This is a genomic window from Terriglobia bacterium (genome assembly GCA_020072565.1).
Classification (GTDB): domain Bacteria; phylum Acidobacteriota; class UBA6911; order UBA6911; family UBA6911; genus JAFNAG01.
Genome location: JAIQGI010000004.1, coordinates 56,714 through 83,104, shown reverse-complemented (window position 1 = coordinate 83,104; position 26,391 = coordinate 56,714). Strand labels below are relative to the sequence as shown.

Sequence of the window (26,391 nt, the reverse complement as noted above, 5' to 3'; positions counted from 1 at the left end):
GTTTGAGAGGAAACGGGAGCGAGTGTGGAGAGACTCAGGAAAGGGAGGTGAGACTATCCCCGCCATTTGTTGCGTGTCTTATAGATATAGGCCAGAATCTCAGCGACCGCTTTGTACAGGGAAACGGGAATGTAGGCACCAACCTCGACGGTTTTATACAGCGTCTGGGCCAGCGTGCGGTTCTCGACCATGGGAATGTCGTGTTTTTGTGCCAATTCTTTTATTTTGATCGCCAAAAATCCGACACCCTTGGCGACCACCTGCGGCGCCTCCATCTCCTCCAGTTTATAGGAGAGCGCCACGGCGTAGTGTGTAGGATTGGTAATGACCACGTCTGCGTCGGGCACGGCAGCCATCATGCGCTTGCGCGCCATCTCCCGCTGGATGCGCCGGATGCGCCCGCGGGTAAACGGATCGCCTTCCGTCTCTTTGAACTCGTCCTTGACTTCCTGTTTCGTCATCTTCAGTTGCTCGAGGAACTGATATCGCTGGAAGGCGTAGTCGGCTATGGCCAGGAGCAAGAGAAAGATGCCGACCCTGAGGCAGACCTGATAGCAGATCAGGCCGGTCCAGTAGAGAAGCTGCTTTACGTCCATCAAAACCAGGCGCGGGTAGAGGGGGAGGTACTGCATGATAACCTGATAGCTGAGATACGTGATCACAATCACCAGCGCCAGGCTCTTGACCAGCTCCATGGCCCCGTTCTTGGAGAAGATACGTGAGAGTCCGTTGGTGGGCATCAATTTTTCGAAGTGAAATCCGAGTTGGTGCCAGGAAAAGGTCGTTCCGCTCTGCACGAGGTTCGCGGCCACACCGAGGACGCCGACAACCATCATCAGCGGCAAGACCAGCAAGCCCATCCTCAGCAAGGCTTCGTGCGCGAGGGCACGAACATAGGTGATGGAGAAATCCGGCGGCGGGGTGATCCGCAGGAATTCGCTCAGTTGCCCCTGCAGATCCTGGAGCATTCGATTGCCTGCGAATGAAAGGAAGAGGAGTCCGCCCATGAGAATTACCGCAGCAGGCACCTCGCGGCTGCGCGCGGTCTGGCCCTTCTCGCGCGCCTTTTGCAAACGCCGGATTGTGGGCTTCTCTGTCCTGCCGTCTCTCTGAGCCATGGGTCACATCACCTCATGTGGTGCACGAGGCCCATCAGGTCGCGCGACAGCTGGAAAAACGATTCACCCAGAAAGGTGGGAAGAAAGTAGAAGGCAATGCTCAAGCCGGCCAGGCCGACCAGAGTTTTTACCGGCATGCCGACAATGAGAATGTTGATCTGCGGCGCAGCCCGTCCGATCATGCCGATGACGACATCGGAAATTGCGGTTACGGCCACCACCGGTCCTGCAATCCGCAGACCGGAGACAAAGATCTGTCCGCTGAGCCTGAGGACCTCCTCCACCAGCGGGCCCTTCAACTGCACTCCACCCGCGGGCAGGTATTGCAGGCTCTCGCTGATGGCCTGGAAAAACCAGTGGTGACCGTTGACAAGCAGAAACAGCGTCAGGCCGATGAAGTTGTTCAGGATGGAGATGACCGAGGTTTCGACCGCACTCTGCGGGTCGATGACATTGATGAGAGAAAATCCAAGCTGGAAGCCGATGATCTGGCCCGCGAGCTGAAGCCCGCCGAATATGAAGGAGGCAGTCAGCCCCAACACCATTCCGATCAGCGCCTCTCCAAGCGCAGCAGCAATTACCTGCACCATACCGAATTCAGAAGGAATCAAAGACTGAGGCACCATTGGAGCCAGCGTCAGCGCCACGATCAGGGGGAGGATTACTTTGATCTGCGCCGGGAATGCGCTGCTGCTGTAAAACGGTGCAAAGACCATGATCCCCGCGACCCGAAACAACACGATCACAAAGCTCATGATCTGCGGAATGGAAAACGAAATCGAAAACATCATGCATCCCGAGTGTCAGTGATCCTTGAAGGGTTGTGAGTGATGAGTGGCAAGTGCAGAGTATCAGGTCTTCTCACCCCTTCACCCTATTCAATACGCATCACTCATGACTCATCACTAGCTTTAGAGTGCGAATTTTTCCAGATGTCCGAGAAGTTGGACGGAAAAACTGATCAGGAGATGCATGACCCAGGGAAGCAGGAGGAGAAAAACCAGGAACACGGCCAGCATTCTGGGAATGAGCGACAACGTCATGTCCTGAATGGAAGTAACGACCTGGACAATGCTCACCGCGACTCCCACAACCAGCGACACCAGCAATAGCGGTCCGCTCACGAACAGTGTGATCTGAAGCGTGTCCCTGGCCAACTTCATAACGAGATCCTGGCTCATGTTTTTTCCCGGCTAATAAAAGCTTTTCACTAAAGATCCGATGACGAGGTTCCACCCATCCACCATCACAAACAGCAGTATCTTGAAGGGGGTGGAAATCATCGCCGGAGGCAGCTGCATCATGCCCATGGAAAGCAGGACCGATGCCACAACCATATCAATGACCAGAAACGGAATGAAAAGCACAAAACCGATCTGGAAAGCGGTCTTGAGCTCCGAGATCATGTAGCTCGGGATCAACACGCGCATGGGAATGTCCTGGCTCCTCTGCGGGCGGGGCTCTTTGGCAATGTTCAGAAACAGGAGCAGATCCTTCTCCCGCGTATAGCGCAGCATGAACTCACGCAGCGGCACGCAAGCCTGGTCGAGCGCCTGCATCTCGGTAAGCTGGCCTTTAATCATCGGCTGGAGGGCTTCGCGATTTATCCTTTCGCCGACGGGCTGCATGATAAAAAAGGTCAGAAACAACGACAGACCGATGATGATCTGGTTGGGCGGCATGGTCTGGGTACCGAGCGCCTGGCGTAAGAAGTGGGAAACGATGACGATGCGCGTGAAAGAAGTTACAGAGACAAGAATGGCAGGAACCAGTGACAGAATGGTAAGGAGGGCCAGTATCTGCAGGGGCAGCGTGAGGCCATTTCCATTGGATCCTCCACCGATGCGCAGCTCGATCCCGGAGAAGTTCTTGTCCTGGGCCGCGGGTGCGGCATGAGCGGCAGCAGCCAGCGCAAGCAGGACCAAAACCACGAGGATCGCCACCTTTGTTTTCATTGCAATGTCCAGGTCAAGGCAGATTCCGGCGGTTCGCCGGCAGCTGCTCTCGCGTCAGCCTTCCAGCGCCTTGCGCAGTTGCTGCATTTTGCCGCGAATATCAGGGGGAAGCTCCTGCCGCACAGCGGGGCGGGCAGGAGGAGATTTCTTTTCCAGTTCATAGAGGTTGCGGAAATTGCCGGCCTGGTGTGCAGGAACTTCGGCCTCTGCCTGCCCCGAGGGGCTGAGGGAGTCGGGCACGGCGGCATCCGGCAGCGACGTCAGCAGCGTGATGTGGCCGGGAGTGCTGGCCAGAAGGAACTTTTTGGCCCCAGCCTGCATCATCACAATGCTCCTCTTATCTCCAAGGGGAAGCGTCTCTATGAGCCGCAGGAGGCGTTCGTTGGGACGCTTCACGACATACTGTGGTGCAAATCTGCGGAATAGCAGGTAGCCTGCCAGAATCAGACATATGACCAGGCCCACCCCCCCGACAGTCTTGACCAGCTCTGCCCATCCTGAGCCCGGAATAGAAGCCAGGGCCGCCGTTGCCACAGGCTCGGCCTGAGTGTTCGCTGGGGGCGCGAGGGGCGGAGTTGCGGGCGCGGGCTGCTCTGTCGGGGCTGGAACGGCCGGCTCTGACGAAGCAGGGGCATCCGATTTGGTCACCGCGGGAACAGCCGGTTTTGGCCGGGATGCGTTAGCCCGCTGAGCCGGACGAGGTGGAGCCGGCTCCTCGGAAGTAGACCCGGCCTGTTCTCCCCGGGCTGATGCCGTGGACTCTGCCGGAACAGCCGCAGGATGCTCCGCCGAAGTCTGCGCGCCCGGCGTCGGCGCCGCGGCATCGGACGCCGGGGCCGGCGTCTTGGGTCGGGGCTTGGTTTTCTGTGCCAGCGCTGGAAAGCCGATGAGCATCCCGATAATCACGATAAGCGTCCCGAGACTTGCATAGATCGGAGACCGCTTCGGGAAACGGACCACTACGCCTGCATGCATGACTTCTCTCCTCCTAGGTTTGCACAAAGAAGTCCGTCAACCGGACTCCCGTCTTGCTTTCGATGTCGAGAATTTCGCCAAATGCGACGAGCTTTCCGTTGATATAGACGTCGATGTTCTCGCCGGCCGATTTGGGCACCTCCACAATCGATTCCGGCTTGAGCAGCAGGATTTCGCGCACTCTCATGCTTCGGCGCCCGACCTCGAGGGTGATGCGCATGGGAACATCGAGAACCTCGGAGAACTCTTCCAGTACACCTGCTGTGGTGCGGGCATCCGGACGGACCGGGCTTTCCGCCATTGGGTGGTACCTCCTTAGAGCTGCACAACGAAATCCAAAATGAAGACCTCCACTATCTTCCCCTTGGGTAGGATCGGGTTCACGCTCACCATGATTTCGTTGCGAATCCGGTCTTTTCCTTTGGGAGTGAGTACTTCGTCGGCGGTCTTTGTGCTGAGAAGCGAGAGGATCCTGTCCCGCGTTGCCGCGAGAATGACAGGGTCGTTTGCATACTCTTCTCCCGACTTGGGCTCATCAAGCCCCAGGCGAAACGTGACCTTGACGAAGCGCGTGGAGTCCACGTCGGCAAGATTGACGAGGAAGGAGTCCAGGCTCATGATCGACTTTATCCTGGCGGTTGGGCTGCCGCCTTCACCTTCGCCTTGCCTGCCGGCGGAGCCTTTGAAATATCTCGTTGCCAGAAAACCGCTGGCGGCAAGCAGAACGACGGCACCAATGATGATCCACAATCCCAGCTTGCTCTTTTTCTTGGCTTTCGGAACTGCTGCGTTTTCGCTTTCGGCCATCTCCCCTATTCTCCCATCGGCATAATGTGATTGACTGCCCCAAGCGCTAAAGCAAAGGCCATGCCAAAGGAACCCGTTACCGGAGGGACGGCGAGGCGGTGCGCCCGCAGGCGTGGGCGCAACAACTAAATGGCAGGCGTGGAATGGCTTTGCAGATAATGCCGAGAAGGCACTTAAGTGCGTCAGGCAATGTCGGAGGTGATCATTCAGTCACTGAAAGCCCAGGGTGTCAAAGCGGTCTCATCGGGTTGACAAATTCTTGACCCCGCAACCAGCGGGCCGGCTGCGAAAACGCTATCGCCCCCGGCCCGTTCGGCACAATAATTTAGACAATTCCGACTACCGCTTCAGGTTGATGGCTTCCTGGTAGAGCTCATCCGTCGTGGTAATGACGCGCGAGTTCGCCTGATATCCGCGCTGGGAGATGATCATGCCGGTAAACTGCTCGGCGATGTCCACATTGGAAAGCTCCAGGGCACTGCCGTTCACGGTTCCTCGCCCGCCGGTGCGCGCGACACCCACGGAAGGGGCACCGGATGAAAACGCCTCGACGAACGTGTTTCCTGTGAACTTCAACAGCCCTTCGGGATTGTTGAAGTTGGCGATGCCCAACTGCGCCAGCGGATGCACCTGGCCGTTGTCGTAGATCCCGCGGATCACGCCATCGGCGTCGATGGCCAAGTCCCGCAGAGAACTCGGAGCATATCCATCCTGTGTCACAGAGGATACGGCGGACGCTGCCGCGTTCCCCGTCAAACGAGGATTACCACTCGGGTCAAGCACCCCGAACGTAATATTCAAATTGGAGGCGCCATTGGCAAGCCCGGCAACCGCCAGGGTGGGATTGGTGGCGGGTGCGGTCAGGACGCCGGCGCTGTTGAAAGTGAGGTTTCCAGTACCGATCGATACAGGGGGGGCAGTGGCCAGGCCGCCCGTGTCCACTGCCGGGATCGTGGCATCCCATGACCAGTCTGTGGGACCGGTCTTCGTGAAGGTAAATGTCACTGTGTGCGCCGATCCCAGCGAGTCATAAACCTGAACCGCAGTGGCAAAGGTCGCGTTTGCTGCTGTCTGGCTGTCCAGATTGGCGGTGATGCCAAGGGTGGTGGTAGCCTGGGGAGGGAGACTTCGGTTCCCCTGGATGGTGATAGGTCCAAGGGGTGCACTTGGACTGATGACGCCGCCGGTGGCCATATATCCGGCGACTTTGAAACCTTCGCCGCTGACCAATTCGCCCATACCGTTGATTGAAAAGTTTCCCGCACGCGTGTAAGCATAGCCGGTGCCCGTGCTGACAATGAAAAACCCGTTGCCGCTCACGGCTGCGTCGGTGGAACGCCCGGTATTCATTATGGACCCCTGTGTGAACAGGGGTGAAACCCCGGCGCTGATGGCGCCTAATCCTGTCTGGATCGGGTTGCCGTCCGACGAGTACGATATGCCTCCCAGTAACTCCGCGAACATGGTTCTCGATCCCTTGAAGGCGGTCGTGTTGATGTTCGCCAGGTTGTTGCCGATGACGTTGATGGCCTGGGAATTCGCGCCGAGGCCGCTCAGAGCGGTATAGAACGAGGTTAGCATACGAGTTATCCTTTGGTCTAAGAATTCGTTTGAGGGTCTGTGCCGCTTGTCTTTCCATCCGTCGTGATCGCCGCCAGCTTGTTGATTCCATCCTTGATGGCGATTAGTTGCTCGAGCGAGCTAAAAGTAGCCAGTTGGGCCAGGAAGTCTTCATTCTTGACCGGCTCCATTGGATCCTGGTTCTTCAGTTGTGCTACCAGAAGTTGCAGAAATTCGTCCTTGCTGACATTCGGATCGGAGCCAGTACTTATTGCCTGCGTTTGGCCAGTCGCGGCTGACATCGATCCGATTGGCCAACCCACATTGTTTGAGGATACGACGCTCATCATGACCTCCCGTTGCTCCGTTGCGATATATGCAGCGATCCGGGACTACCGGTTCCTCTGGTGCCGAGAATCAGAAACCGAGGTCCGATTTTTCCGGGTGCGAATCGCCGCCCGCACCCTCTCCCTGTGCACGCCGCGTGCCAGTCTTATTGTCGCTGCGAGCCATCTGCTCCGGACGACAGATCTGCCATTGTTTTCATCATGTTGGAAGAGATGAGGCGCAGGTGTATCTCGTCCGGCGCACGCATGTGGGGTGAGCAAGTTTTGCCGGGTAGGAAAGCCCTGCATCACATGCCCCCTGCAGGACTCGCACATATTTGTTCACGACTATTCTCATTTCGCCCGCAGGGCGCTGCGATCGAAAATAATCGAGGAGAGATGTAAGAACACCTTGAGATCTCCTGGGACTTGACGGATGTGGCGGTAAAGGCTTCGTGACGTTTGGGTCGAAAGCGGGGCCCCGGCATTTCGGCGACCCGGGTCGGCGGCCTGTTACGGCGGAATCAAGCGATGGTGTGGAATGTACTGTGAGGGTTTAAAACCGCAATAGTCTGCGGATCCACGATGAGTTCCTCACCCGGCATCTCCAGCGGCTCGCCCGGCCAGACGGGGAGCCCGGACTCACCTTGCTGTCCGGAGCCGGAGCGCGACTCCTGATGCCCCGGCGACGTGTGCTGGGGCCAGAATCCTTCCTGGACCGCAACGTTTATGCGGTCGACTTTGAGCCCCTGATCCTGAAAGCTCTGCTGGAGCAGATGCAGATTGTGTTCCAGGTAGTCCCTCACGCTCGCGGATTCAGTAGTGATGGTAGCCAGGACGCCGGCTCCGGACGTCTCCGCCCTGATCTCCATCCGTCCGAGCGTGCCCGGTTTCAGCTGAACTCTGATGATATTCTCGCCATCGCGCAGCTGCATCTGGATGCGCTCGGCGAGCTGTGAGAGAAAATCAGGTCCCTGAGAAGGCCCGGATTGTCTCGGCGCCAGAAGCGCCGAGAGCGATTTGAGTTCTGCTGCGGCCGCCTGCTGAGGCCCCTGGGTTCCGGCAGTCCAGGACGTTGCGGTCATGGCTGCCCCGCGTTGAAAGGGCCGGAATGCCACATAGGCCTGTGTCTCGGATGCACTCGTGCGTATCGGCTGGCTGCAAAAAAGTGCACGCTGGCCATCTTGTGAATCCACAAACGCGGATTGGGCAGAATCGAGAGTCGCCAATGGGCGCGCGCCCGATTTGTCCTTGCCCGCTTGGGGAACATCAGGCTGCGCATCGGGAGGAACGCGATGCGAGCTTTCAGATTCGCTCTTGCCTTGCCGCGGATCGGCAAATACCTCAGGCGCTGCCGGAGCTGGAACTGCCGCGCGGCGAAGATCGGCCGGATGCTGGGGCGCTTGGGTCAGAATCCCGGCCTGCTCATTTGCCTGTCCGCGCCGCGGCGAGGGCCGGGTTTCTCTCGCGTTATCTCGACTCTCGAAACCGACAAGAGTGGTCTTGCCGTTCTCACAAAGACTGGGAGCCATGATATCCGGGCTGAAGGCCACGGCCCGAGTATTGGCGGCAATCGCAGTCTCTTCCGAGGAGGAACCCACCGGAGCGACGCCGGTCTGCGGTTGTAGCTCACCTGTTGCGGCCGCGTTTGCAGGCGCCTGTGGGCTGGGCGTCCCAGGGCGGCCTGGTGTGGGATTGACAGCGGGAGGGTCGATAGGAGCTGCAGGACCGGCTGCAGTCTCGGAAGGTGTCATGGAAAGAATGCCGGCGACATCCGTGACAGCCGGAGACGCCGAAACGAGATCGGGCTGCGGTGCCGCTTCCGCCGGCGCCGCTTCCGGCTGTGCAGGAACCTGCGATCTGGATGTGACGGTGCCAGCGGGCGCGGCAGTCGCAGGCGGAGCGGGCAAGTCAAGCGGCACATCGGCATCGGTGGCCGGCACAAGAAGTGTGCTATACAGGTCGTCCTCGGTCGCATCCGGCAAGGCGACGGCTGGGACAGAACGGGTGCTGACGGAAGCCGTCAGTTTAGCCGGCGGCGGGGCAGAGCCTGCCCAGCCTGCTGTCCCGGGATCTTGCGCGGCATCCTCGATCTTGATGTCGACTGATGCGAGAGCCGGCTCGAATTCGCAACGGATGGGAGCCTGTTGAGGTTCGGGAGTCACCAGGGGAGACGGCAGCAGCGGTGCCGTTAAGCTTTCGCACAGGTGATCATTTTTCTTCTCCACGTCACTGGAAGCATTTTCTTTTCCCGCCTGTTTCTGTGGCCCGCCGGAAGCAGCCAATTGATCGATGACCTCCAAGAAGGTGCTGCCGCCATGCTCCTGCTCGGCTTCCGGCATCTGGCTCTCTCGGCCCGATATGGGTGCGGCGTTGTTCGGGAGGATGTCGATTCTCATGCTTCTACTCCGTGTGCGCGCGCAGCGGACATTATTGTTTGAGTGGGAAGCGGGTTACTACGATCTCATCGATCGCCTTCTGCTCTTCCCGTTCCAGAGAAACCACAAACTCTTTCTCCCTTTTGTTCCTGAGGTTCTCGATCATCTTTTTGTCTCGTGACGCCTCGATCATGATCTGCTTCTGCGCCTCCAGCTGTTTCTCGAGCTGCACGATCCGTTTCGCAGACTGTTCCAGCTCCTGCCCCAGGCGGTCGAGAAAGCGGTAATACCATGCGATCTCCCGGGAATCGCAATCCCCCAACTTCTTCAGTGCCAGCTCGGATAACGTCTGGGCCTGCCTCAGGTACAGTGATTCCCGGCCATCGAGCTCTGCCCGGAGCTTGGCACGGATGGTTGAGAATGCAGTGCGCTCCTTTTCCTCCAGGTTGCGCCGGTGCTGCAGCAGAGTTTCGAGACGGAACAAGAACTTCTTCATGTCAGCAGTCCTGCGTGATCTCGATAACCCTGGACATGGCACTCTCTGCGCTCGCGTGCTCGTCGTAGCGCTGCTTGAGAAAGGCGTTGACATGATCAATCTTTTTGAGCGCGATATCGATTTTGGGGTTGCTGCCTTTCACATAGGCGCCGATGTTAATCATGTCCTCAGCCTTCTGATAGGTTGAGATCAGCTCCCGGATTTTGCCGGTTTTCTCGTTGTAAGGTGCCGGGACGAGGTCGGGCATCAATCGGCTGACGCTGGCGAGGACGTCGATGCAAGGGTAGTGGTTACGCCAGGCGAGCTCCCGCGACAGCACGACGTGGCCGTCGAGAAGCGAGCGCATGGCATCCGCCACGGGATCGTTCATGTCATCCCCCTCGACGAGGACGGTGTAGAAACCGGTGATGCTGCCGCCGGAGAGGAAGTTGCCGGCACGCTCGACCAGTCTGGGCAGGAGCGCGAACACAGACGGGGTATAGCCTTTTGAGGATGGAGGCTCGCCGGCTGCCAGACCCACTTCCCGCTGGGCCATGGCGAAGCGCGTGATCGAATCCATCATGAGCAGCACGTGCTTACCCTGGTCGCGGAAATACTCGGCTAGTGTGGCTGCCATCAGGGCGGCACGAATCCGCAATAACGGGGGCTGATCCGAGGTGGAGACAACGACGACCGAGCGGCGCAGCCCCTCCTCTCCCAGATCTTTCTCGATGAACCCGCGGACTTCCCTGCCACGCTCGCCCACGAGGCTGATCACATTGACATCGGCGGATGTGTACCGGGCCATCATCCCCAGCAGCGTGCTTTTGCCGACACCGCTGCCTCCGAAAATTCCGATGCGCTGGCCTTTCCCGCAGGTGAGCAGACCATCGATCGCCCGAACGCCGGTCCCCAAAATGCTCTCGATGTTCTTGCGTTGCAGCGGATTGGTACCGTTCGGTTGCAGCGGATACTCCGAGCCTGCCGTGATCGGGCCGAGAGTATCGATCGGCTGTCCCATTCCGTCTATGATCCTGCCGAGAAGAGCGGGAGATACCGGCACGGTTGCCTGTTTCTTCCTGCAGATGATCTTGTCCCCCAATTTGACGCCGTGCACCTTGAACAGCGGCATCGAGAGCACGTAATTGTCGCGGAACCCGATGACCTCCGCCGGGATCGGATCGGTGCGTCCCTGACCGACGATTTCACACAACTCTCCGACAGATGCCGGCGGCCCCTGAGATTCCACTACCAGTCCGACAGCCCGCTTCACCGAACCAACGGTCTTGATCGGGCTCATGGAACGGAGCCTTTGGCAATACTGATCCAGGTTGAGGGATTCCTCGGTCACGGTGTGCTATTCCCCGCCGCTGAAAAACGCGCGTTCGACTTCACGGAACTCCTCTTCGATACGGGCGTCGATATCGCCGCAATCGGTCTCGATGAGGCATCCGCCGCGTTCCATGGATTTGTCGGCCAGCAAAACCATTTCCCGCTCATTTTCGGCAGGCCGCATGGAAGCCGCGCGCTGCGCGACCACAAAGTTGTAATCTTCCGGGTGGAGATGAATAGTCACCGCTGATTTTACGGCCACATGGCTCAGGGCGACTCTGATCAGTGTCTGAACGATCTCACGATCGACCTGCACTTCACGGTGGACGATTTTTTTCGCCACCTCCAGCGCCAGCTTCACCACGCCCTGCTCCACTTGCGCAAAAAGCGTGGGCTTGAGCCTGCCCAACTCGAGGATGGTGTCGGCGTAGCGCCTCATCATCACTTCAGTTTTTTTATCCGCAGTTTCCAGTCCCGCCTTCTCCCCTTGGAGAAAGCCGCTTTCATAAGCGGCTTTCTCCATGTGGGCAGGGTCGGCAGCAGACTGCGGCCCCTCAAGCCTTCTCCTGGCTCCGGCCGCTTCCATCCAGGCCGGGATGGCCTTCGTGGGGGCAGATTCCTGCTCCTCGGTTAAGGAGAGTTTTGTGAGTCGGGTGTCGGCCAGATCCTGTTTTTTGATGAGTCTCACGGCATTCGTCCGAAAATGTCAGAAATTGGGGGGACCGGATTAGTTCACGTATTCGTCCCCTCCGCCTCCCCTGAGGCTGATCACCCCGTCTTGATCCAGCTTTCGAATCACGGCAACGATCTCCTGCTGGGCGGCCTCGACATCCTTGATTTTCACGGGTCCGAGGACCTCCATATCCTCCTTCAACATCTCGACGGCGCGCTGGGACATGTGATGGTAGAACCGGCCCTTCAGTTCCTCACTCGTGCCCTTGAGGGCGACAGTAAGAGTCTTCTTGTCCACCCGCTGGATAATCTCCCGCATGCCGGCATCATCGATGAGCAGAATGTCATCGAAGACGAACATGAGGTTGCGAATGCTCAGGGCCATGTTGGGGTTGTCGTTCTCGATCTTTTCGAGGATGGCGACGGAAGTGTTCGAATCGAGGCGGTTGATCAATTCGGCCACTGCCCGGACGCCGCCGTAAGACTCGCGACTGAAGTCCCCCAGAGACTGAAGCCTCTGGGACAGGACGCTGGTGATCTTGGTGACAATCTCGGGTGAGATCTGCTCGAGGTTGGCCATGCGCATCACGACATCGGCACGCAGTTCGGCGGGCAAGGAGTTCAAAAGGGCGGCTGCCTGCGGGGTCTTTAGATGGGCCAGCACCAGGGCAATCGTCTGGGGATGTTCATTCTGGATGAACTTCGAGAGCTGGGCTGGGTCCGCTTTCTCGAGGCTGTCGATCCCCACGCTTGCGCTCTGCAGTGCCAGAGTGACGCGGTCCAGAAGCTTCCTGGACGTGTCTGCCCCGAATGCCTTGACGAGAAGCTTCCTGGCGTAGTCGGCTCCGCCTTGCATGAGATAGGAACGCGCCAGAGTCATCTTGTAGTAGTCGTCCAGCACTCCGTCGGCCATTTCGGGATCAATTCGGCCCAGCCGTGAAATTTCCTTGGTGATCTCCTGGATTTCATCCTCCTGGAGATACCGGAAGAGACTGGCACTGATTTCGTCTCCGAGGAGCACCATCAGGATGGCTGCTTTCTTAATGCCGGATATCTGTTCTTCCATATTCAATTATGATTTCTCGTGGATCCAGGCGCGAACCAACTGCGACACCTGTTCCGGATCTTTGTTGGCATGTTCTACAACTCTCTTCTTCAAGACGTCATACTTGCGGAAATCCGCCCCGGCCGCCTCGGTTTCCTTCAAAAGCTCCTGTTCGATGTCGGCCTCGAGTGAGCCTGCGGTGGCCGTCGGAATCTGACCAGGCAGGGCCGCAGCGGCATTCAACGGGGCCCCGGCGGGAAGAGCCTGGGCTTTGCCGCCGCTTTCTCCCAATTGCCTGGGTTGTCCCGGCGTCAATGCCGGTGCGGCAGATGCTATGCCCTGGAAAATCCGCTTGCGCACCGGCCGGACCAAAAGCAGATAAGCGAGCAGGAAAAGCACGAGATAAGCCGCATACTTCATGGCGGGGATCAGGTAATACTGATACCGGATATACAGCGGGAGGGGTTTCCCATCCTCTTCTAGGGCGGGCTCGGTGAAGAAAGGCATGTTCTCCAGGGTTACCGTGTCGCCGCGCTTATCGTTGTACCCGATTGTCGCCAGTACCAGCTTGCGATACGTATCGAGTTCCTCCTTGGTGTGCGGTGCAAAGGTAGCGGCCTGCTTCCCGTCTGCCGCCTTGCTGTAAACGGTCTTGTAGTCGAGGAGAACTGCGAGCGATACCCGTTGAATGGAGCCCTTGGGCTGCACGGTGTGGCGCACGAGCTTGCTGACTTCATAGTTTGTCACTTCGCTCTGGCGCGACCGGTCGGGCGCCCCCGGCACAACCACAGCAGCCACACCCCCCTGGTTGGAGCGTGTCCCGGGAACTCCTGCGGGCGTGTTGGCGCTTCCGACTTTCTCTTCGCTCTTTTGGTGGCTGAGGATTACCGGCGGTGGAGTCGGGCTGAAGGTTTCCTCGGTCTGTTCGGAGCTGTTGAAGTCGACATCGACCGAGGCGTTGGCGTGCACCTTCCCTTTCCCAACGACGGGCTCAAGCATCGAGGTTACCTTCGCGACCATATCCTTCTCAATCTGGGCCTGGACGCCGGACTCATATTCCGAACGTGTCCCTTCGCCCGACGGCAGGCGCGACAGCACTCGCCCCTCGGAATCCACAACCGACACGTTATAGGTCGGCAACCCCTGCACCGCTCCTGCGACCAGGTTCACGATGCCGGAGATACTGCTCTTGGGCAGTTCTTTGCCCTTTCTCAGGCGCACGAACACGCTCGCCTTGGCTTCCTCCTTCTTCTCTTCGAAAAGGGAGTCCTTCGGCAGGACCAGATGAACACGGGCTTCGGTGATTTCTGCCAGACTGTTGATGGTGCGGCCCAACTCGCCCTCGAGGGCACGCTTGTAGTTCACCTGTTCGGTGAAATCGGTCATGCCGAACTGGCTCTTGTCAAAGATCTCGTAGCCGATTCTGCCGCTGTGCCTCAAGCCGGCGCCCTCGATGTCCATCCGCAGCTTGTTGAGATCCGCTTCGGAGCCGGCTACTTCGATCGTCGATTGATCGGCAGAGACCTGGTAATCCTTTTTGAGCTCTTTGAGTTTCCCAACAATCGCTTGGGCGTCTTCGGGATTCAGGTCCCGATAGAGGGCGACATACTCGACCCGGTTCATGAAAAATACGAGGGATCCGAGGCCGACGAGCGCAAGGACGGTGCTGAGCAGGAGAGTCGCGCGCTGGGTGGCCTGGAGGCGAGACCAGATGGCTAGTAACTGATTCTGCAAGCTTGGTTGTGTGCCGGGCACTTCGAAATCTCCACTGGGCAATGAAGTTTCATTCGCAAAATCTCACCACCGCGGTTCCAGGCGCTAGACCTGCATGCGCATGATTTCCTGGTATGCCTGCACGATCTTGTTGCGCACCTGCATCATCATCTGGAACGAGATGTCGGCCTTCTGCACGGCGATCATGGTGGTGTGCAGGTCCTGGGTTTCGCCGGTGATGAGCTTCTGAATTTCGACATCGGACTGCTTCTGCAACTCGTTCGCCGTCGAGATGGCGCTCTTCAGCATGTCACCAAAGCTCGCACCCTCCTCGGTCTTGCCGGGGGCACGCGGCCGGGTGATCTCGGGCAACTGCAGGTTGGGATTAATTTGACCAATCAGGTTTTGTGCCATGAAAATCCTCTTACCGGATGATATCCAGCGTCTTCAGAGCCATATCCTTGGTGGTGTTCACCGCCTGGAGGTTGGCTTCATAGGAACGTGTGGCGGAGAGCATGTTCACCAGCTCTTCCATGGGGTTGATATTGGGATAGGTGACATAGCCATCCTTGTCCGCGTGAGGATGGCCGGGCTCATAACGGCGAATGGGCGCGGATTGATCGGTGACGACCGCCGTCACCTCCACTCCGTTCACAGCTCCCATGGCATCGTCGAGCGCGCCGCCGAAAGTGGAAGACGGCGGGGTCGCGGTGAAGACCACATCCTTGCGCCGGTAAGGTTCCGTTCCCGCGGGGCCGGTGGTGCTTGCGTTCACCAGGTTGCTCACCAGTACCTCGAGCCGCTTGCGCTGGGCTGAGAGGCCCGAAGCGCCTACTTCCATTGCGGTCATCAGACTCATCAGCTAACCCTCCCTTCGTTGATGCTGCTGGCAATGGTCCTGAACTTTGAGCGCAACAGCATCGCCATCATGCTGTAGCCAAACGACGTTTCCCCCAGCTTGAGCATCTCCCGGTCGATGTCCACGTTGTTCTGGTCCGGCCTCATCGTGAGGCCCGGCACTTCGAAGACTTCCGGCTCAGGGGCAAAGGTCCATTCCTCTATGTGTTCGGGGCGCGTAGCTCTCAAGCCTGAAGAGGGGCCGGACAGCAGCTCTTCCATGGTGGCGTGGAAGGAAATGTCACGGGTCTTGTAGCCGGGGGTGTCGATGTTGGCGATGTTCGACGCCACCACTTCCTGGCGTCTCGACAGACGGGTCATGTAGTTTCCCATCGCCTCGATGGTCGCATCTTGAATGAGTCCCACCTTCAATTGCTCCATCCTTCCTGCCTCATACAACGAGGCCCTTCATGGCTTCAAGCAATCCCATTGCCAGAACAGCAAGGTTCAGAAACCAGCCGTTTTTCCGCGATGTGCAGCTGCGACAGGACCGGAAGCGCTCACAACGATGCCCGGGCCTGGGCAACTTTTGCCTGCCTGTCCTGCAGGCCGAACTCGTTCAACTTGTTGCGCAGCGTGCGCAGGCTGATGCCGAGCAGGCGGGCGGCATGAGTGCGGTTGCCGCCGGTGTTTTCCAGCGTCTTCTGGATCAGCTGTCGCTCCATGTCCCGAACGGTCGTGCCTACCGCCGGCGCCGCATCTGCCGGCGCGGAGGGACCTGCCGCGAGCAGGTCTGCGGTCTCGATGATCGTCCCCGTCAACAGCGCCACCGCCCGCTGGATGGCATTCTCCAGTTCGCGCACGTTGCCGGGCCACTGCTGCCGGGCCAGGTTTTCCAGGGCGGCGGTGCTGCACCTCACGCCCGCCTTGCCGAAGGCCTTTGCATACCTCCGGCAGAAGAAATCCACGAGCAGCGGGATATCCCCGCTGCGCTGCCGCAGCGGCGGAATGTTGAGGCGTATCACGTTCAGCCGATAGTAGAGGTCCTCGCGAAAACCTCCGCCGCGCACCAGCAATGCCAGGTCGCGGTTCGTTGTGGCAATCACGCGCACGTCGATCCGCACCGGCTCCTTTCCGCCGATGCGGTCCACTTCATGCTCCTGCAGCACCCGCAACAGCTTCGCCTGGAGGATTGGAGCCATCTCTCCAACCTCATCCAGCAGGAGGGTGCCGCGGTGGGCCAGTTCGAATTTGCCCGGTTTCGAAGCCGAGGCGCCGGTGAATGCACCCCGCTCAAAGCCAAACAACTCGCTTTCCAGCAGGTTCTCGGGCAAAGCAGCACAATTGACGGCCACAAACGGTCCGGAAGCGCGCGGGCTTTCCTGATGAATCATGCGCGCCAGCAGTTCTTTCCCCGTCCCGCTCTCCGCTTCCACCAGGACCGTCGCCGTGCTCGCCGCAGCTTGCCGCGCCCGTTCCAGCACCACCGAAAAGGTCGGGTCCTGGGTGACAATGTCGTAGCTCGGGGCCGCTCCCCGCTCCGGCGCGCTGTCCAGCGCCCGGCGCACTACCGTCTCGAGCGACTCCGAAGAGAAAGGCTTGAGCAGATAATCGAATGCGCCCTGCTTCATGGCATCGACCGCATTCTGGACCGTTCCGTACGCCGTCAGGAGCACGACGGGAGTTTGCGGCGTCGACGCTTTGACCTTCTTCAGGAGGTCGAAGCCGTTCATTTCAGGCATGCGCACATCGGTGATCACCAGGTGGTAGTACCTCTCCCTGAGGCGGCACAGCGCCTCCCTGGCACTGCCGGCGGTCGTGATCGAATAACCCTCGCGGCGCAGAGTTTCGTTGATCGCAATCAGCATCTGTGGTTCGTCGTCCACCACCAGGACTTCTTCCTGCATGCAGACCCTCGCTACGCGGCGCCGGAGACCAGATCCGCCCCCGGCAGAACTATGGTAAAGGTGGTGCCCATGTTCACTGCGCTCTCCACATGAATGAAGCCCGAATGCTGTTCTATAATCTGGTGCACTACCGACAGCCCGAGACCAGTTCCATTCTTGTTGGTGGTAAAGAACGGGTCGAAGATGCGCCCGAGATTCTCGGGTGGAATCCCCAATCCGGTGTCCCGCACTGTCAATTCAACCCCCGCGCACAGAGAACCACCGGGAAGCGTGCTGACATCGCGCGTCCCGACCGTCAGTGAGCCCTTGGCGGGCATGGCTTGGAGAGAGTTCAGGACGAGGTTCAGGATCATCTGTTTGAGCAGCTCGCGGTCGCCGGAAACCCCGCATGCATGCGCCGCCAGCCGGGTTTCAACCCACACCTCGCGCTGCTTCAGAATCGGTTCGGCAAAGCTCAGAATTTCACGAATCAGAACGTGCAGATCTACGTCCTGGAACTGGGGCGCGAGGGGATTGGCGAAGTGGAGCATGTTGGAAACGATGTTGTTGAGCGACCGGCTGCCGATGCGGATATTCTCCGCCCAACGGCCGGGATCGCTTTGCCGCGGCAGTTCCTTCTCGAGAAGCGAGGCAAACAGCTCGATGCTCCCCAGCGGATTGCGGATTTCGTGGGCCAGTTCCACTGCCATCTCACCCATGGCGGCCAGCCGCTCACCGCGCTTGTTGCGCACTTCCATGGCCTTCATTTCCGTGATGTCCCGGATGATATGAAGCGTGCCGGCCTTGGCTCCCGAAGCGCTCTTGAGCGGCGTGCCGGCCGTGGCAAGCATCCTCATTTTCCCGCGTGAGACAAAGGGGATTTCGACTTCTTTATCGCCGGTTTCCCGGGCCTCGAAAGCATCAAGATACTTGCGAATTGCTGCAGACCAGCGCCCGGACCTCTTCCCTTTGGAGGCCGGAGACTGGCCGAGGATCTGGGCCGCTACCGGATTGCAGAGGGTGACTTTGCCGGCCCCGTCCAGGACCAGAACGCCGCATGGGAGGCTTTCCAAAATTCTCGTCAGGTAGTTCTGGACCTCCTCTTTCTCTCGAAGACTCTTCTTTAACTCGCGGTTTTTGGCAGCCAGTTCGTTGGAAAGGCGGCGAGTTCGTGCCTGCAGTTTCTGAAACGCGGTCTCCAAAGATGTGGAGGCCTGGGTGAACATCTGGAAGGCTTCCAGCAGCAGATTTGCCTCCCCGGCTTCCTTATTCTGCGGAATCGCTTCCAGGTTGATCGACTGCCGGTCGAATTGGCAAATCGTCCCGTTCGGACTCGTTCCCATCGGTGCAGCTCCCGTGAAGCACCGGCCCGCCCGGCTCAGTGCTTCTGCATCACAATATCCCGAGCCCCGTATCGCAAGCCGCATGCCAGTGGCGGTCGCCGTGGCAAAATACGCGATCAATTCCTGTAAATGTTGGAAAGTTTTGGCTTAGAGAATCTATCGGATCTCAATTCATCCGAATGTGAGATGGCTGATAGGGAGAATTAGTCAATTTGTTGACAGCTATGAGCCCGAACGGTTGACGTACAGTGATTGAATGGTCCCACTCTTGGAATAGCAACTTGCCACCACCTCTTTCATGTCATTTTTTTGTTATATGAAAATATTGACAAATGTGAAAAATGTGAGATATAAGAAATCCGCTTCAGATGTTGAATCGCAGTGATTCACACAGTCTTGCTTTTGACGCTCAGAAAAATTGATCCGTATGCCGTGACGAATTTCCGCGCCTTAAGTGTCATTTTTTGGTTGTCTGTTCAATATTGGAGGCTGGAATGCGCAAACTCGGACTGGAGGATGTCAAAATTCTGGTTGTCGACGATGAAGCCTACATGCGCGAGATCGTGCGTCAGGCTCTTGAGGGGGCAGGATTCATGGTAGAGGAGGCGTCTGACGGCGCCGCAGCCCTGGAAATGATGCGCAGGTATCCTTATGATGTGATCATCACCGACCTGCGGCTCCCGAGCGTGCAGGGTGAAAAACTGCTTCAGGAAGCTCTGACCATTTTCCCCGAAACGATTGTGATCATCATGACGGGCTATGGAAACATTCAGACAGCCGTGGAGGCCATCCGCGTGGGAGCTTACGACTACCTGCCCAAGCCTTTTCAGCTCGAAGAGATGGTGATGCGGGTTGAGAAGGGGCTGCAGGACAGGCGCCTCAAATCGGAGAACTCCCTGCTTCGATCCGAGTTGCAGGATAAGTTCCAATTCACCAACCTGATCGGCAGCAGCCCCGCGATGCAGCAGGTCTACCGTATGGTGGCGATGGTGGCGCAGAAGACCAGCACGATCCTGATCTCCGGAGAAACCGGGACGGGAAAGGAGGTCGTTGCGCGCGCCATCCATTACAACGGACCCCGCAGAGACCAGCCACTCGTCTGTGTCAATTGTGCGGCAATTCCCGCTAATCTCCTAGAAGATGAGCTCTTCGGCCACGTAAAGGGGGCGTTCACAGGAGCGCATCAGCACCGGCTGGGCCGCTTTGAGCAGGCGAACCGCGGCACCCTGTTTCTTGACGAAGTCGGGAGCATGCCCCTGGACCTTCAGGTCAAGCTGCTTCGGGTTCTGCAGGAGCGCGAATTCCAGAAGGTCGGGGGAACGACGGCCGTCAAGGTGGATGTGCGGATCATCGCTGCCACCAACGAGGATCTGATGGATAAGGTGCGCGGCGGCGAATTTCGTGAAGACCTTTATTATCGCCTGAACGTGATTCCCATCCATATCCTGCCGCTTCGTCAGCGGCGCGAGGACTTGCCCCCTCTGGTCTCCCACTTCGTAAAGAAGTTCTGCGCGGAGCAGCAGGTCCCGGTCAAGAGGGTCTCCCATGAAGCCATCAAATACTTGATAGCCTTCGAGTGGCCTGGAAATGTCCGCCAGCTGGAAAACGCAGTGGAAATGGCCGTCGCGCTTTCCGGAGACCGCGAGCTTCTGGAGGTGACCGACTTCCCGGTCGTGTCCCGAATACCGGGCGAGGACGAGATCTTCCGCAACATCGACATTCCGGAGGATGGGGTAAACTTCAACACCCTGATCTCTGAACTCGAGCGGCGACTCATTCTGCAGAGCCTTCGGGTGACCGGCGGAAACAAAAAGCGCGCGGCTTCTCTCCTTCAACTCAAGCGCACGACCTTCGTGGAGAAGCTCAAGCGCATGGGCCCCGAATCCGATCTCGTGAATTGAGTTCCGCAACCCGTTTCAACCCAGGAAAGGGACGAAGTATACGAAAAGATTCGCGCATGTTTATTATCTTTCGAGGTCAATGTTTTGGTTGCCGATCCCGCACCAAATTAGGCTTCGACGGACGCCTGCTCAGGTCTATCCTATTATGAGAGGGGACTGTTGCGGGACGGCAAATGAGATCCGGATTGGCTTCGACTTTCCATCTTCTTGTATTCTTCTGCCTGGCGGCATTCCCGTCCGGCGCTTTCCGGGCAGGTCAATCGCCACGCGAGGACGCTGCGCCGCAGATCCAGGACTACCGCGTCGGGGTCAAGGTCGAACTGGTCAGCCTGTTCGCCACTGTTCATGACCGGAGAGGCAAGGTGGTCACCGGCCTGAACCAGGACGACTTCATTATTTATGACAATGACGCACGACAGCCCATCAGTCAGTTCAGCCGGGAGTATATGCCGCTGAGCATAGTGATTCTTCTCGATACCAGCAGCAGCATGTCCGGCAAGAAACTCGATAACGCCAAGAAATCCCTCATTCAGTTCCTGACTCGTCTCAATCCCGGCGACGAAGCGATGTTGATGACGTTCAACTCCCGCCCGCTCGTGATTCAGGGTTTCACCCAGGATCTGGACAGGATCAGGCGCTCGATCCGTCGACTGGAAGGTAACGGGTCTACGGCGCTCTACGATGCGATCCTGCTGGGCTTAAAGCAGTCTCAGAACGCTCACAACCGCCGGCAGGTGCTGCTGCTGTTGAGCGACGGCGTCAACACTTATGGCAGTGCCGAGTTAAAGGGGACGATCGCCGTGTTGCGCCGGAGCGCCACGGAGTTGTTTGCCATCGGTCTCGAGACGGATCTGCTGGAGGAACTCCAGTACAAGGCGATCACCGAAACCGTTCTCGATCAGCTCACCTCGTCGGCGGGCGGCGAGTCGTTCATCGTGGTCCAGTCGAAGGAACTCGGCAAGATCTGCGACGAGATCTCCGAGAGGATGCACCATCAGTACACCTTCGCTTATTATCCGCCAAAAGCGCCCGACGGACGGTGGCGCAATGTCAGAATCGAAACCCGGATTCCCGGCCTCACGGTTGTAGCCTCAAAGACCGGCTACTACCCCGCTATGGACGTTGCCAGATAAGATTCGCGGATGATTGGTGAATCATGAGTGAGGCTGTTGCGGTGGAAGCCCATTCAGGACTTATCATTCAATCTTCGAGGTAGGTGTAGGCTTCGAGGGTGGACTGGTAGAGCTCGGTAAGCGAGCCGCTTTCCTCGGCGCTGATTTTGCCCTGTGCCTCTGCCGTCGCGATCATTTGCTGGAAGCCCTCGATGAGACCCGGCGTCTCGTATCCGGCGCCGGCGAGCACCTGCGAGAGGTTTTGCCCGCGCACGACCTTGTCGAGGTGAGCCCTGCCCGCATCATCAACCAGAAAATGCGCCTCGTTGGCCGACCCGAGCAGGTTGTGGTTCATGCCCAGCGACTCCTGATAGGCGCCCACCAGCGGGATTGCCAGGTAATAGGAGTCGTTGATGCCGCCGTGCAGCTCAAGAGCCAGCTTGACGTCCCGGAGGTCGACGAATTTGTCGATTTGCCCGTCGGAGTCACACGTGATGTCGCACAGTGTGGCGCGTTCGGTTGGCTCTTCCGTAAGCCTGGTGACGGGAAGGATGGGGAAAAGCTGATCCAGAGCCCAGGCATCGGGGGTGGATTGAAATACGGAAAAGTTGCAGATGTACTTGCTGGCGAGTATGTTCTCGAGGTCGGCTAACTCCTCGGGGCGCTCCTTCAGCAGGTGGGAGAACTTGATGGCCTTGCGGCAGATTTCCCAGAACAACCATTCGCCGTGCGCGCGATTCTGCAGGTTGAGGTAGCCGAGGTTGAAGAGCGATTGCAGCTCCTCGCGGTGCTGAAGTGCATCGTGATAATACTCCGTGAAGTTTTTCTGGTTGATGTCCTTGTGGAGGTCCATCATCTCCAGGACCACTTCGGAGTCGATCTTGGACAAGTCGACCTCAGGCCCTCCCAATCCCGGATTGAGCGTCCGGATCACATTGGTGATGAAGGTGGCGTGGTGTGCGGCGACGGCGCGTCCGGATTCCGTTACGATCGTCGGGGGCGGCACGTTTTCCGACTCGCAAATCTCGTCGATGGTGTAGACGATGTCATTGGCGTATTCCTGAATGCTGTAGTTGACACTGCAGTCCGACGCCGTGCGGCTGCCGTCGTAATCGACGCCGAGACCGCCGCCCACATTGAGATACTCGACCGGGTATCCCATCTTGTAGACCTTGGCATACACTCGGGCGGCTTCCTTGATGGCGCTTTTGATTCTGCGGATGTCGGTTATTTGTGAACCGATGTGGAAGTGCAGCATTTTGAGCTGCCGCGCCATCTGGGAATCGGTTGCGGACTTGAGGCAATCCAGCAGCTGTATGGTATTGATGCCGAACTTCGAGGTCTCGCCGCCGGATTCCTCCCATTTCCCCGCACCACGGGAAGATATGCGCACCCTGACACCCAGAGCCGGCTTGGCCTGCAGCGCAGTACCTACCTCTGAGATCTTCTTGAGATCGGAAACCTCCTCCATGACAATGATCGGGTTCTTGCCGAACTTGGCTGCCTTGATCGCCCACTCGAGATAGCGCCGATCCTTCACGCCGTTGCATATCAAGAGCGCGTTGGGATGAACCGTCAGCGTGAGCGCTGCCGCCAGTTCGGCCTTCGTACCAACTTCCAATCCATACTCGTAGCGGTGGCCGGCAGCCATCAGGCGCTCGACCACGCTGCGCCTCTGATTCACCTTCATGGGGAAAACGCCGCGGTGGCGCGCGCCGTAGCCGTATTCCGCAATCGAATTGCGGAACGCCTCATGGAATTCCTTGATCTGAGTATCGAGGATCTGGGGAAACCGGAGAAGAAAGGGAGGAGCGACCCGGCGCTGCTGCAGGGTATTGATGAGAGAGATAATTTCGACCCCCATGAGGGGATTGCGCGTGGGGTGGACCGTGAGGCACCCCTGCTCGCTCACCCCGAAGTATCCTGCCCCCCAATTTTCCAGCCCGTAGATCCGCTGCGGAATCTCACTCGGAGACAGCCGCAGGCTTTGCGTTAGTTCTCTCATGGCTCAGGTCACCTCGTCGCGCACCGGTCGGTATCACAACCAGAAAACTAGGCAAGCGATTAGCGGTGAAACTTACCAAACGTGAGGGGCAAAATCAACAGAGGAACGTATACACCCTGATTTTGGATTGCATGTTTTGGATCGGTGCCGATCGATCCAGATCAGGACGAGTGAAATGAAAAATCCCCGATTCAAAGGAGAGATCCGTTCAGGATTTCACGCGCTCCAGGTATTTGCCTTCATTCGTGTCTACACGGATCACTTCCCCTTCATTGACGAAGGGGGGGACCTGTATGACCAGGCCCGTCTCGAGCGTGGCAGGTTTGCTGACATTGCTGACGGTCGCGCCCCGCAGCGCGGGCTCGGTGGAGACGACTTTGAGCTCGACCGAAGGGGGCAAGTCAATTCCGATCGGCCTGCCCTCGTAGAACTCCACCTGGATCTGGATATTGGGAGTCAGGTAGGGGATCGAATCCTCCAGCAGGTCCACGGGAAGGTGGATCTGTTCGAAGGTCGCGGTATTCATGAAGTAATAGTCCGTCCCGTCCGTGTAGAGATACTCCATCTGGTGCATTTCCATGTAAGCCTGTTCGACTCGATCCTCGGAGCGGAAGCGGTGCTCGATGATGGATCCGGTCTTCACCGATTTCAGCTTGGTCTGGACCATGCCACGCCAGTTCCCGGGCGTGATGTGCTGAAAGGAGAAGACACGATACAGCTCACCGTTGAGTTTAATGGTCATCCCACGTTTAATCTGGGTTGCTGCAATCATGAAAAATAAGCCTCAAATGTTTGCCAGGTGTTTATGTTACTCGAATCCCAGGCGCCCCATCAAGATCCGGCATTGATCGGCACTTCTGATGAAAAGCGGCAAGATCCTCACGAGCGTTCCTGTCATTTTTGGCTGCCGGGCGACGGCTCGGGCACGGCTCGCTTGCGGCCTCGGTTGCGCAGCACCTCGATCACGGCCGGGAGCACGGACAGGAAAACGACGATGACGATGACCATGTGGATGTGTCTGTCCACGTCCGGAATTGCCGAGGACAGAAAAAAGCCGGCCAGCAGCATGCTCCATACCCAGAGAACCCCACCCACTACATTATAGGTGACGAAGCGGCGATATTTCATGTTCGCGGCTCCGGCGACTGCCGGGGCAAATGTGCGCACGATCGGCACAAAACGCGCGAGCACGATCGTCTTTCCTCCGTACTTCTCGTAGAAATCATGGGCCCGCTGCAGGTGTTTCCTGCGGAAAAAGAAGGAGTCTTCGCGCCGGTAAAGGGTCGCACCGGCCCGACGGCCTATCCAATAGCCGACCTGATCCCCGGCAATCGCGCACAGCGAGACCGTGGTCAGCAGCAACGGCAAATTGAGATGCCCCATGGCGGCGAAAATGCCTGCGGTTACCAGCAGCGAATCCCCGGGCAGAAAAAAGCCGACAAACAAGCCCGTTTCCGAAAAGATAATGATGCACACGAGCACGGTCCCACCCCACTGGATGAGGCCCTGCACGTCAGTCAGCAGGTGGTACGCGTAACGAATGAAATCCAACATACGATCGTCATTCCGAAACTGCGAATAGTAACCGCAACCTCACGAATCCGATAGTGTCAATTTCGGATTCGGGTTCGAGTACGAAATCCGCAAGCCAAAATATGCAAAATTGCCGTGGAATCCACACCTAAGCTTTATCGGTGGAGCCTCGGATTTCCGCCATGATTTCGGCTTCGCTCAGAACACAGTCCGAGGACTTGGCCTTGGCGAACAGGCGCGCGACCAGGTCTTCGTCGGGCGCAAACCCACGTTTCTGCAGCCAATACTCGATGTTGGACCGCCCGCTCATCGGTCCGATTTCGATTTGCTGCTCGAGCCCGAACCACTGGGAGGGGACTCCCGAATAGACCAGGTTGGCCAGTTCGACGTCTCCCTTTTTCAGCGCCTTGATGACCGCCGCGGCATGCACGCCGGTGGCGGTCCGGAAGGCGTCGGCGCCCAGGATCGGGTAATTGAGGGGGATGGGCAATCCTGTCGCCTCGGAAACGGCCGCACAGTAATCCTTCAGTTCCGTAAGATCCTGTTCCAGGTAGCCCATCAAGCGCATGTTGACCAGGAGCTGGTCCATGGCCACGTTGCCGACGCGTTCGCCGATCCCGAGCGCACAGGCGTGGAGTTGGTCTGCACCCGCTTCAAAGGCCGCGATGGCGTTGATCACGCCCAGGCCGCGGTCATTGTGACCGTGCCAGTCGATCCGAATCGGCAGACCCGATGGAACCACGATCTCGTCGCGCAAGAACCGGATCAGGTTCCTGACCCCGGCCGGGGTCGCATGTCCAACAGTATCGCAGACGACCAGAGCCCGCGCGCCCCAGGAAATCGCATCGGAGTAGAGCCTGCGGATGTCCTCTGGGCGGGTTCGTGTCGTGTCCTCGGTCACGAACATCACCGGTAGGCCTTCCTGGACGGCGAAACGGATCGCCTCCTCACTGCGCTTCAGGATGGCCCCGATATTCCAATCTTCCACATACTGGCGCACCGGGCTGGCGCCGATGAAGGCGGCGACCTCGATGGCAATGCCTGCTTTCTGCGAGATCTCGACGATCGGGCGGATGTCCCAGTGCACGGTCCGGGCCGCGCAGTAAGGCCGGACGCGCATCTTCCGCGACGCGACCTCGACCGCCAGCCGCTCGGTTTCCGCAGCCACCTTCGCACCAGCGCCCGGTAATCCGATATCCGCGGATTGAATCCCCAGCGCCTCAATCAGGTGCAGTATGCGGATTTTTTGCTCGATCGAGGGATTGCGAATCGAGGGCGACTGCAACCCGTCGCGCAACGTCTCGTCGGCAAAACTCGGCTGCCGGCCCGTGAAGAATCGCTCTCCCGCAGAGTTCCAATCGTGAATCAGATCCGATTTGCTGTCCACTACCGGCCTCGGGTTTCCGAATTCCAGTCAT

Annotated in this window: 26 protein-coding genes; 2 read left to right on the top strand and 24 right to left on the bottom strand. The window is 58.3% G+C overall.

Annotated elements, in window-relative coordinates; all coding sequences use genetic code 11:
- Window positions 1-53 precede the first annotated feature (53 nt).
- The 20 genes from flhB to LAP85_03375 form a co-directional block, all read right to left on the bottom strand.
- Window positions 54-1,118 (bottom strand): flagellar biosynthesis protein FlhB, encoded by a 1,065-nt coding sequence (gene flhB / locus LAP85_03470; GenBank protein MBZ5495437.1) that lies wholly within the window; start codon window positions 1,116-1,118, stop codon window positions 54-56.
- An 8-nt stretch (window positions 1,119-1,126) separates the two neighbouring features.
- A complete protein-coding gene (gene fliR / locus LAP85_03465) occupies window positions 1,127-1,909 on the bottom strand; it encodes a flagellar biosynthetic protein FliR (protein ID MBZ5495436.1) in 783 nt (260 codons plus the stop codon).
- Window positions 1,910-2,029: 120 nt separating this feature from the next.
- Window positions 2,030-2,281 carry a flagellar biosynthetic protein FliQ gene (locus tag LAP85_03460; protein ID MBZ5495435.1) on the bottom strand — a complete coding sequence of 84 codons (252 nt, stop codon included), beginning with the start codon at window positions 2,279-2,281 and terminating at the stop codon, window positions 2,030-2,032.
- Window positions 2,282-2,311: 30 nt separating this feature from the next.
- On the bottom strand, window positions 2,312-3,073 hold the full coding sequence (gene fliP, locus LAP85_03455; GenBank protein MBZ5495434.1) for a flagellar type III secretion system pore protein FliP: 762 nt from the start codon (window positions 3,071-3,073) through the stop codon (window positions 2,312-2,314).
- Between the two features lie 54 nt (window positions 3,074-3,127).
- A complete protein-coding gene (locus LAP85_03450; GenBank protein ID MBZ5495433.1) occupies window positions 3,128-4,048 on the bottom strand; it encodes a flagellar biosynthetic protein FliO in 921 nt (306 codons plus the stop codon).
- A gap of 13 nt (window positions 4,049-4,061) precedes the next feature.
- Window positions 4,062-4,349 (bottom strand): FliM/FliN family flagellar motor switch protein, encoded by a 288-nt coding sequence (locus tag LAP85_03445; GenBank protein MBZ5495432.1) that lies wholly within the window; start codon window positions 4,347-4,349, stop codon window positions 4,062-4,064.
- 14 nt (window positions 4,350-4,363) lie between these two features.
- Entirely contained in the window at window positions 4,364-4,855 is a 492-nt protein-coding gene (locus LAP85_03440; GenBank protein ID MBZ5495431.1) for a flagellar basal body-associated FliL family protein, read from the bottom strand.
- A gap of 339 nt (window positions 4,856-5,194) precedes the next feature.
- Entirely contained in the window at window positions 5,195-6,436 is a 1,242-nt protein-coding gene (locus LAP85_03435; GenBank protein MBZ5495430.1) for a flagellar hook protein FlgE, read from the bottom strand.
- 17 nt (window positions 6,437-6,453) lie between these two features.
- Window positions 6,454-6,765, bottom strand: coding sequence for a hypothetical protein (locus LAP85_03430; protein MBZ5495429.1), 312 nt, complete (start codon window positions 6,763-6,765; stop codon window positions 6,454-6,456).
- A gap of 500 nt (window positions 6,766-7,265) precedes the next feature.
- Window positions 7,266-9,140: a flagellar hook-length control protein FliK gene (locus LAP85_03425; protein MBZ5495428.1), complete on the bottom strand. Its 1,875-nt coding sequence runs from the start codon at window positions 9,138-9,140 to the stop codon at window positions 7,266-7,268.
- A 31-nt stretch (window positions 9,141-9,171) separates the two neighbouring features.
- The gene (gene fliJ, locus LAP85_03420; GenBank protein ID MBZ5495427.1) at window positions 9,172-9,615 is read right to left on the bottom strand and encodes a flagellar export protein FliJ; all 444 of its coding nucleotides are present in this window, start codon (window positions 9,613-9,615) and stop codon (window positions 9,172-9,174) included.
- Between the two features lies 1 nt (window position 9,616).
- Window positions 9,617-10,945 carry a FliI/YscN family ATPase gene (locus LAP85_03415; protein ID MBZ5495426.1) on the bottom strand — a complete coding sequence of 443 codons (1,329 nt, stop codon included), beginning with the start codon at window positions 10,943-10,945 and terminating at the stop codon, window positions 9,617-9,619.
- A gap of 6 nt (window positions 10,946-10,951) precedes the next feature.
- Window positions 10,952-11,614, bottom strand: coding sequence for a hypothetical protein (locus LAP85_03410; protein ID MBZ5495425.1), 663 nt, complete (start codon window positions 11,612-11,614; stop codon window positions 10,952-10,954).
- Window positions 11,615-11,653: 39 nt separating this feature from the next.
- Window positions 11,654-12,664 (bottom strand): flagellar motor switch protein FliG, encoded by a 1,011-nt coding sequence (gene fliG / locus LAP85_03405; GenBank protein MBZ5495424.1) that lies wholly within the window; start codon window positions 12,662-12,664, stop codon window positions 11,654-11,656.
- Between the two features lie 6 nt (window positions 12,665-12,670).
- Entirely contained in the window at window positions 12,671-14,398 is a 1,728-nt protein-coding gene (gene fliF, locus LAP85_03400; GenBank protein MBZ5495423.1) for a flagellar M-ring protein FliF, read from the bottom strand.
- A gap of 63 nt (window positions 14,399-14,461) precedes the next feature.
- On the bottom strand, window positions 14,462-14,770 hold the full coding sequence (gene fliE / locus LAP85_03395; GenBank protein ID MBZ5495422.1) for a flagellar hook-basal body complex protein FliE: 309 nt from the start codon (window positions 14,768-14,770) through the stop codon (window positions 14,462-14,464).
- Between the two features lie 10 nt (window positions 14,771-14,780).
- Complete coding sequence (gene flgC, locus LAP85_03390; protein ID MBZ5495421.1) at window positions 14,781-15,215, bottom strand: flagellar basal body rod protein FlgC; 435 nt, start codon at window positions 15,213-15,215, stop codon at window positions 14,781-14,783.
- Entirely contained in the window at window positions 15,215-15,634 is a 420-nt protein-coding gene (gene flgB / locus LAP85_03385) for a flagellar basal body rod protein FlgB (GenBank protein MBZ5495420.1), read from the bottom strand. The genes flgC and flgB overlap by 1 nt, the downstream gene beginning before the upstream one ends.
- 119 nt (window positions 15,635-15,753) lie before the next feature.
- Window positions 15,754-17,100 (bottom strand): sigma-54 dependent transcriptional regulator, encoded by a 1,347-nt coding sequence (locus LAP85_03380; protein ID MBZ5495419.1) that lies wholly within the window; start codon window positions 17,098-17,100, stop codon window positions 15,754-15,756.
- Between the two features lie 11 nt (window positions 17,101-17,111).
- A complete protein-coding gene (locus LAP85_03375; protein MBZ5495418.1) occupies window positions 17,112-18,422 on the bottom strand; it encodes a PAS domain S-box protein in 1,311 nt (436 codons plus the stop codon).
- A gap of 494 nt (window positions 18,423-18,916) precedes the next feature.
- Between LAP85_03375 and LAP85_03370 the strand changes: the two genes are divergently transcribed.
- Together LAP85_03370 and LAP85_03365 are read left to right on the top strand one after the other, a co-directional pair.
- Entirely contained in the window at window positions 18,917-20,323 is a 1,407-nt protein-coding gene (locus LAP85_03370) for a sigma-54 dependent transcriptional regulator (protein MBZ5495417.1), read from the top strand.
- Window positions 20,324-20,496: 173 nt separating this feature from the next.
- The gene (locus LAP85_03365; GenBank protein ID MBZ5495416.1) at window positions 20,497-21,456 is read left to right on the top strand and encodes a VWA domain-containing protein; all 960 of its coding nucleotides are present in this window, start codon (window positions 20,497-20,499) and stop codon (window positions 21,454-21,456) included.
- A gap of 67 nt (window positions 21,457-21,523) precedes the next feature.
- Here the strand turns inward: LAP85_03365 and speA are convergent, their stop codons facing one another.
- The 4 genes from speA to LAP85_03345 all read right to left on the bottom strand — a co-directional run bounded on the left by speA (window position 21,524) and on the right by LAP85_03345 (window position 26,387).
- Window positions 21,524-23,440: a biosynthetic arginine decarboxylase gene (speA, locus tag LAP85_03360; protein MBZ5495415.1), complete on the bottom strand. Its 1,917-nt coding sequence runs from the start codon at window positions 23,438-23,440 to the stop codon at window positions 21,524-21,526.
- Window positions 23,441-23,648: 208 nt separating this feature from the next.
- Window positions 23,649-24,212: an elongation factor P gene (gene efp / locus LAP85_03355; protein MBZ5495414.1), complete on the bottom strand. Its 564-nt coding sequence runs from the start codon at window positions 24,210-24,212 to the stop codon at window positions 23,649-23,651.
- A gap of 122 nt (window positions 24,213-24,334) precedes the next feature.
- A complete protein-coding gene (locus LAP85_03350; protein MBZ5495413.1) occupies window positions 24,335-24,994 on the bottom strand; it encodes a VTT domain-containing protein in 660 nt (219 codons plus the stop codon).
- A 127-nt stretch (window positions 24,995-25,121) separates the two neighbouring features.
- Complete coding sequence (locus LAP85_03345) at window positions 25,122-26,387, bottom strand: LeuA family protein (GenBank protein ID MBZ5495412.1); 1,266 nt, start codon at window positions 26,385-26,387, stop codon at window positions 25,122-25,124.
- Window positions 26,388-26,391 lie beyond the last annotated feature (4 nt).

Bases quoted from the DNA above. Each gene is read 5' to 3' on its own strand.
- flhB (MBZ5495437.1), bottom strand. From the start codon at position 1,118: ATGGCTCAGAGAGACGGCAGGACAGAGAAGCCCACAATCCGGCGTTTG.
- fliR (MBZ5495436.1), bottom strand. From the start codon at position 1,909: ATGATGTTTTCGATTTCGTTTTCCATTCCGCAGATCATGAGCTTTGTG.
- LAP85_03460 (MBZ5495435.1), bottom strand. From the start codon at position 2,281: ATGAAGTTGGCCAGGGACACGCTTCAGATCACACTGTTCGTGAGCGGA.
- fliP (MBZ5495434.1), bottom strand. From the start codon at position 3,073: ATGAAAACAAAGGTGGCGATCCTCGTGGTTTTGGTCCTGCTTGCGCTG.
- LAP85_03450 (MBZ5495433.1), bottom strand. From the start codon at position 4,048: ATGCATGCAGGCGTAGTGGTCCGTTTCCCGAAGCGGTCTCCGATCTAT.
- LAP85_03445 (MBZ5495432.1), bottom strand. From the start codon at position 4,349: ATGGCGGAAAGCCCGGTCCGTCCGGATGCCCGCACCACAGCAGGTGTA.
- LAP85_03440 (MBZ5495431.1), bottom strand. From the start codon at position 4,855: ATGGCCGAAAGCGAAAACGCAGCAGTTCCGAAAGCCAAGAAAAAGAGC.
- LAP85_03435 (MBZ5495430.1), bottom strand. From the start codon at position 6,436: ATGCTAACCTCGTTCTATACCGCTCTGAGCGGCCTCGGCGCGAATTCC.
- LAP85_03430 (MBZ5495429.1), bottom strand. From the start codon at position 6,765: ATGATGAGCGTCGTATCCTCAAACAATGTGGGTTGGCCAATCGGATCG.
- LAP85_03425 (MBZ5495428.1), bottom strand. From the start codon at position 9,140: ATGAGAATCGACATCCTCCCGAACAACGCCGCACCCATATCGGGCCGA.
- fliJ (MBZ5495427.1), bottom strand. From the start codon at position 9,615: ATGAAGAAGTTCTTGTTCCGTCTCGAAACTCTGCTGCAGCACCGGCGC.
- fliG (MBZ5495424.1), bottom strand. From the start codon at position 12,664: ATGGAAGAACAGATATCCGGCATTAAGAAAGCAGCCATCCTGATGGTG.
- fliE (MBZ5495422.1), bottom strand. From the start codon at position 14,770: ATGGCACAAAACCTGATTGGTCAAATTAATCCCAACCTGCAGTTGCCC.
- flgC (MBZ5495421.1), bottom strand. From the start codon at position 15,215: ATGAGTCTGATGACCGCAATGGAAGTAGGCGCTTCGGGCCTCTCAGCC.
- flgB (MBZ5495420.1), bottom strand. From the start codon at position 15,634: ATGGAGCAATTGAAGGTGGGACTCATTCAAGATGCGACCATCGAGGCG.
- LAP85_03380 (MBZ5495419.1), bottom strand. From the start codon at position 17,100: ATGCAGGAAGAAGTCCTGGTGGTGGACGACGAACCACAGATGCTGATT.
- LAP85_03375 (MBZ5495418.1), bottom strand. From the start codon at position 18,422: ATGGGAACGAGTCCGAACGGGACGATTTGCCAATTCGACCGGCAGTCG.
- LAP85_03370 (MBZ5495417.1), top strand. From the start codon at position 18,917: ATGCGCAAACTCGGACTGGAGGATGTCAAAATTCTGGTTGTCGACGAT.
- LAP85_03365 (MBZ5495416.1), top strand. From the start codon at position 20,497: ATGAGATCCGGATTGGCTTCGACTTTCCATCTTCTTGTATTCTTCTGC.
- speA (MBZ5495415.1), bottom strand. From the start codon at position 23,440: ATGAGAGAACTAACGCAAAGCCTGCGGCTGTCTCCGAGTGAGATTCCG.
- efp (MBZ5495414.1), bottom strand. From the start codon at position 24,212: ATGATTGCAGCAACCCAGATTAAACGTGGGATGACCATTAAACTCAAC.
- LAP85_03350 (MBZ5495413.1), bottom strand. From the start codon at position 24,994: ATGTTGGATTTCATTCGTTACGCGTACCACCTGCTGACTGACGTGCAG.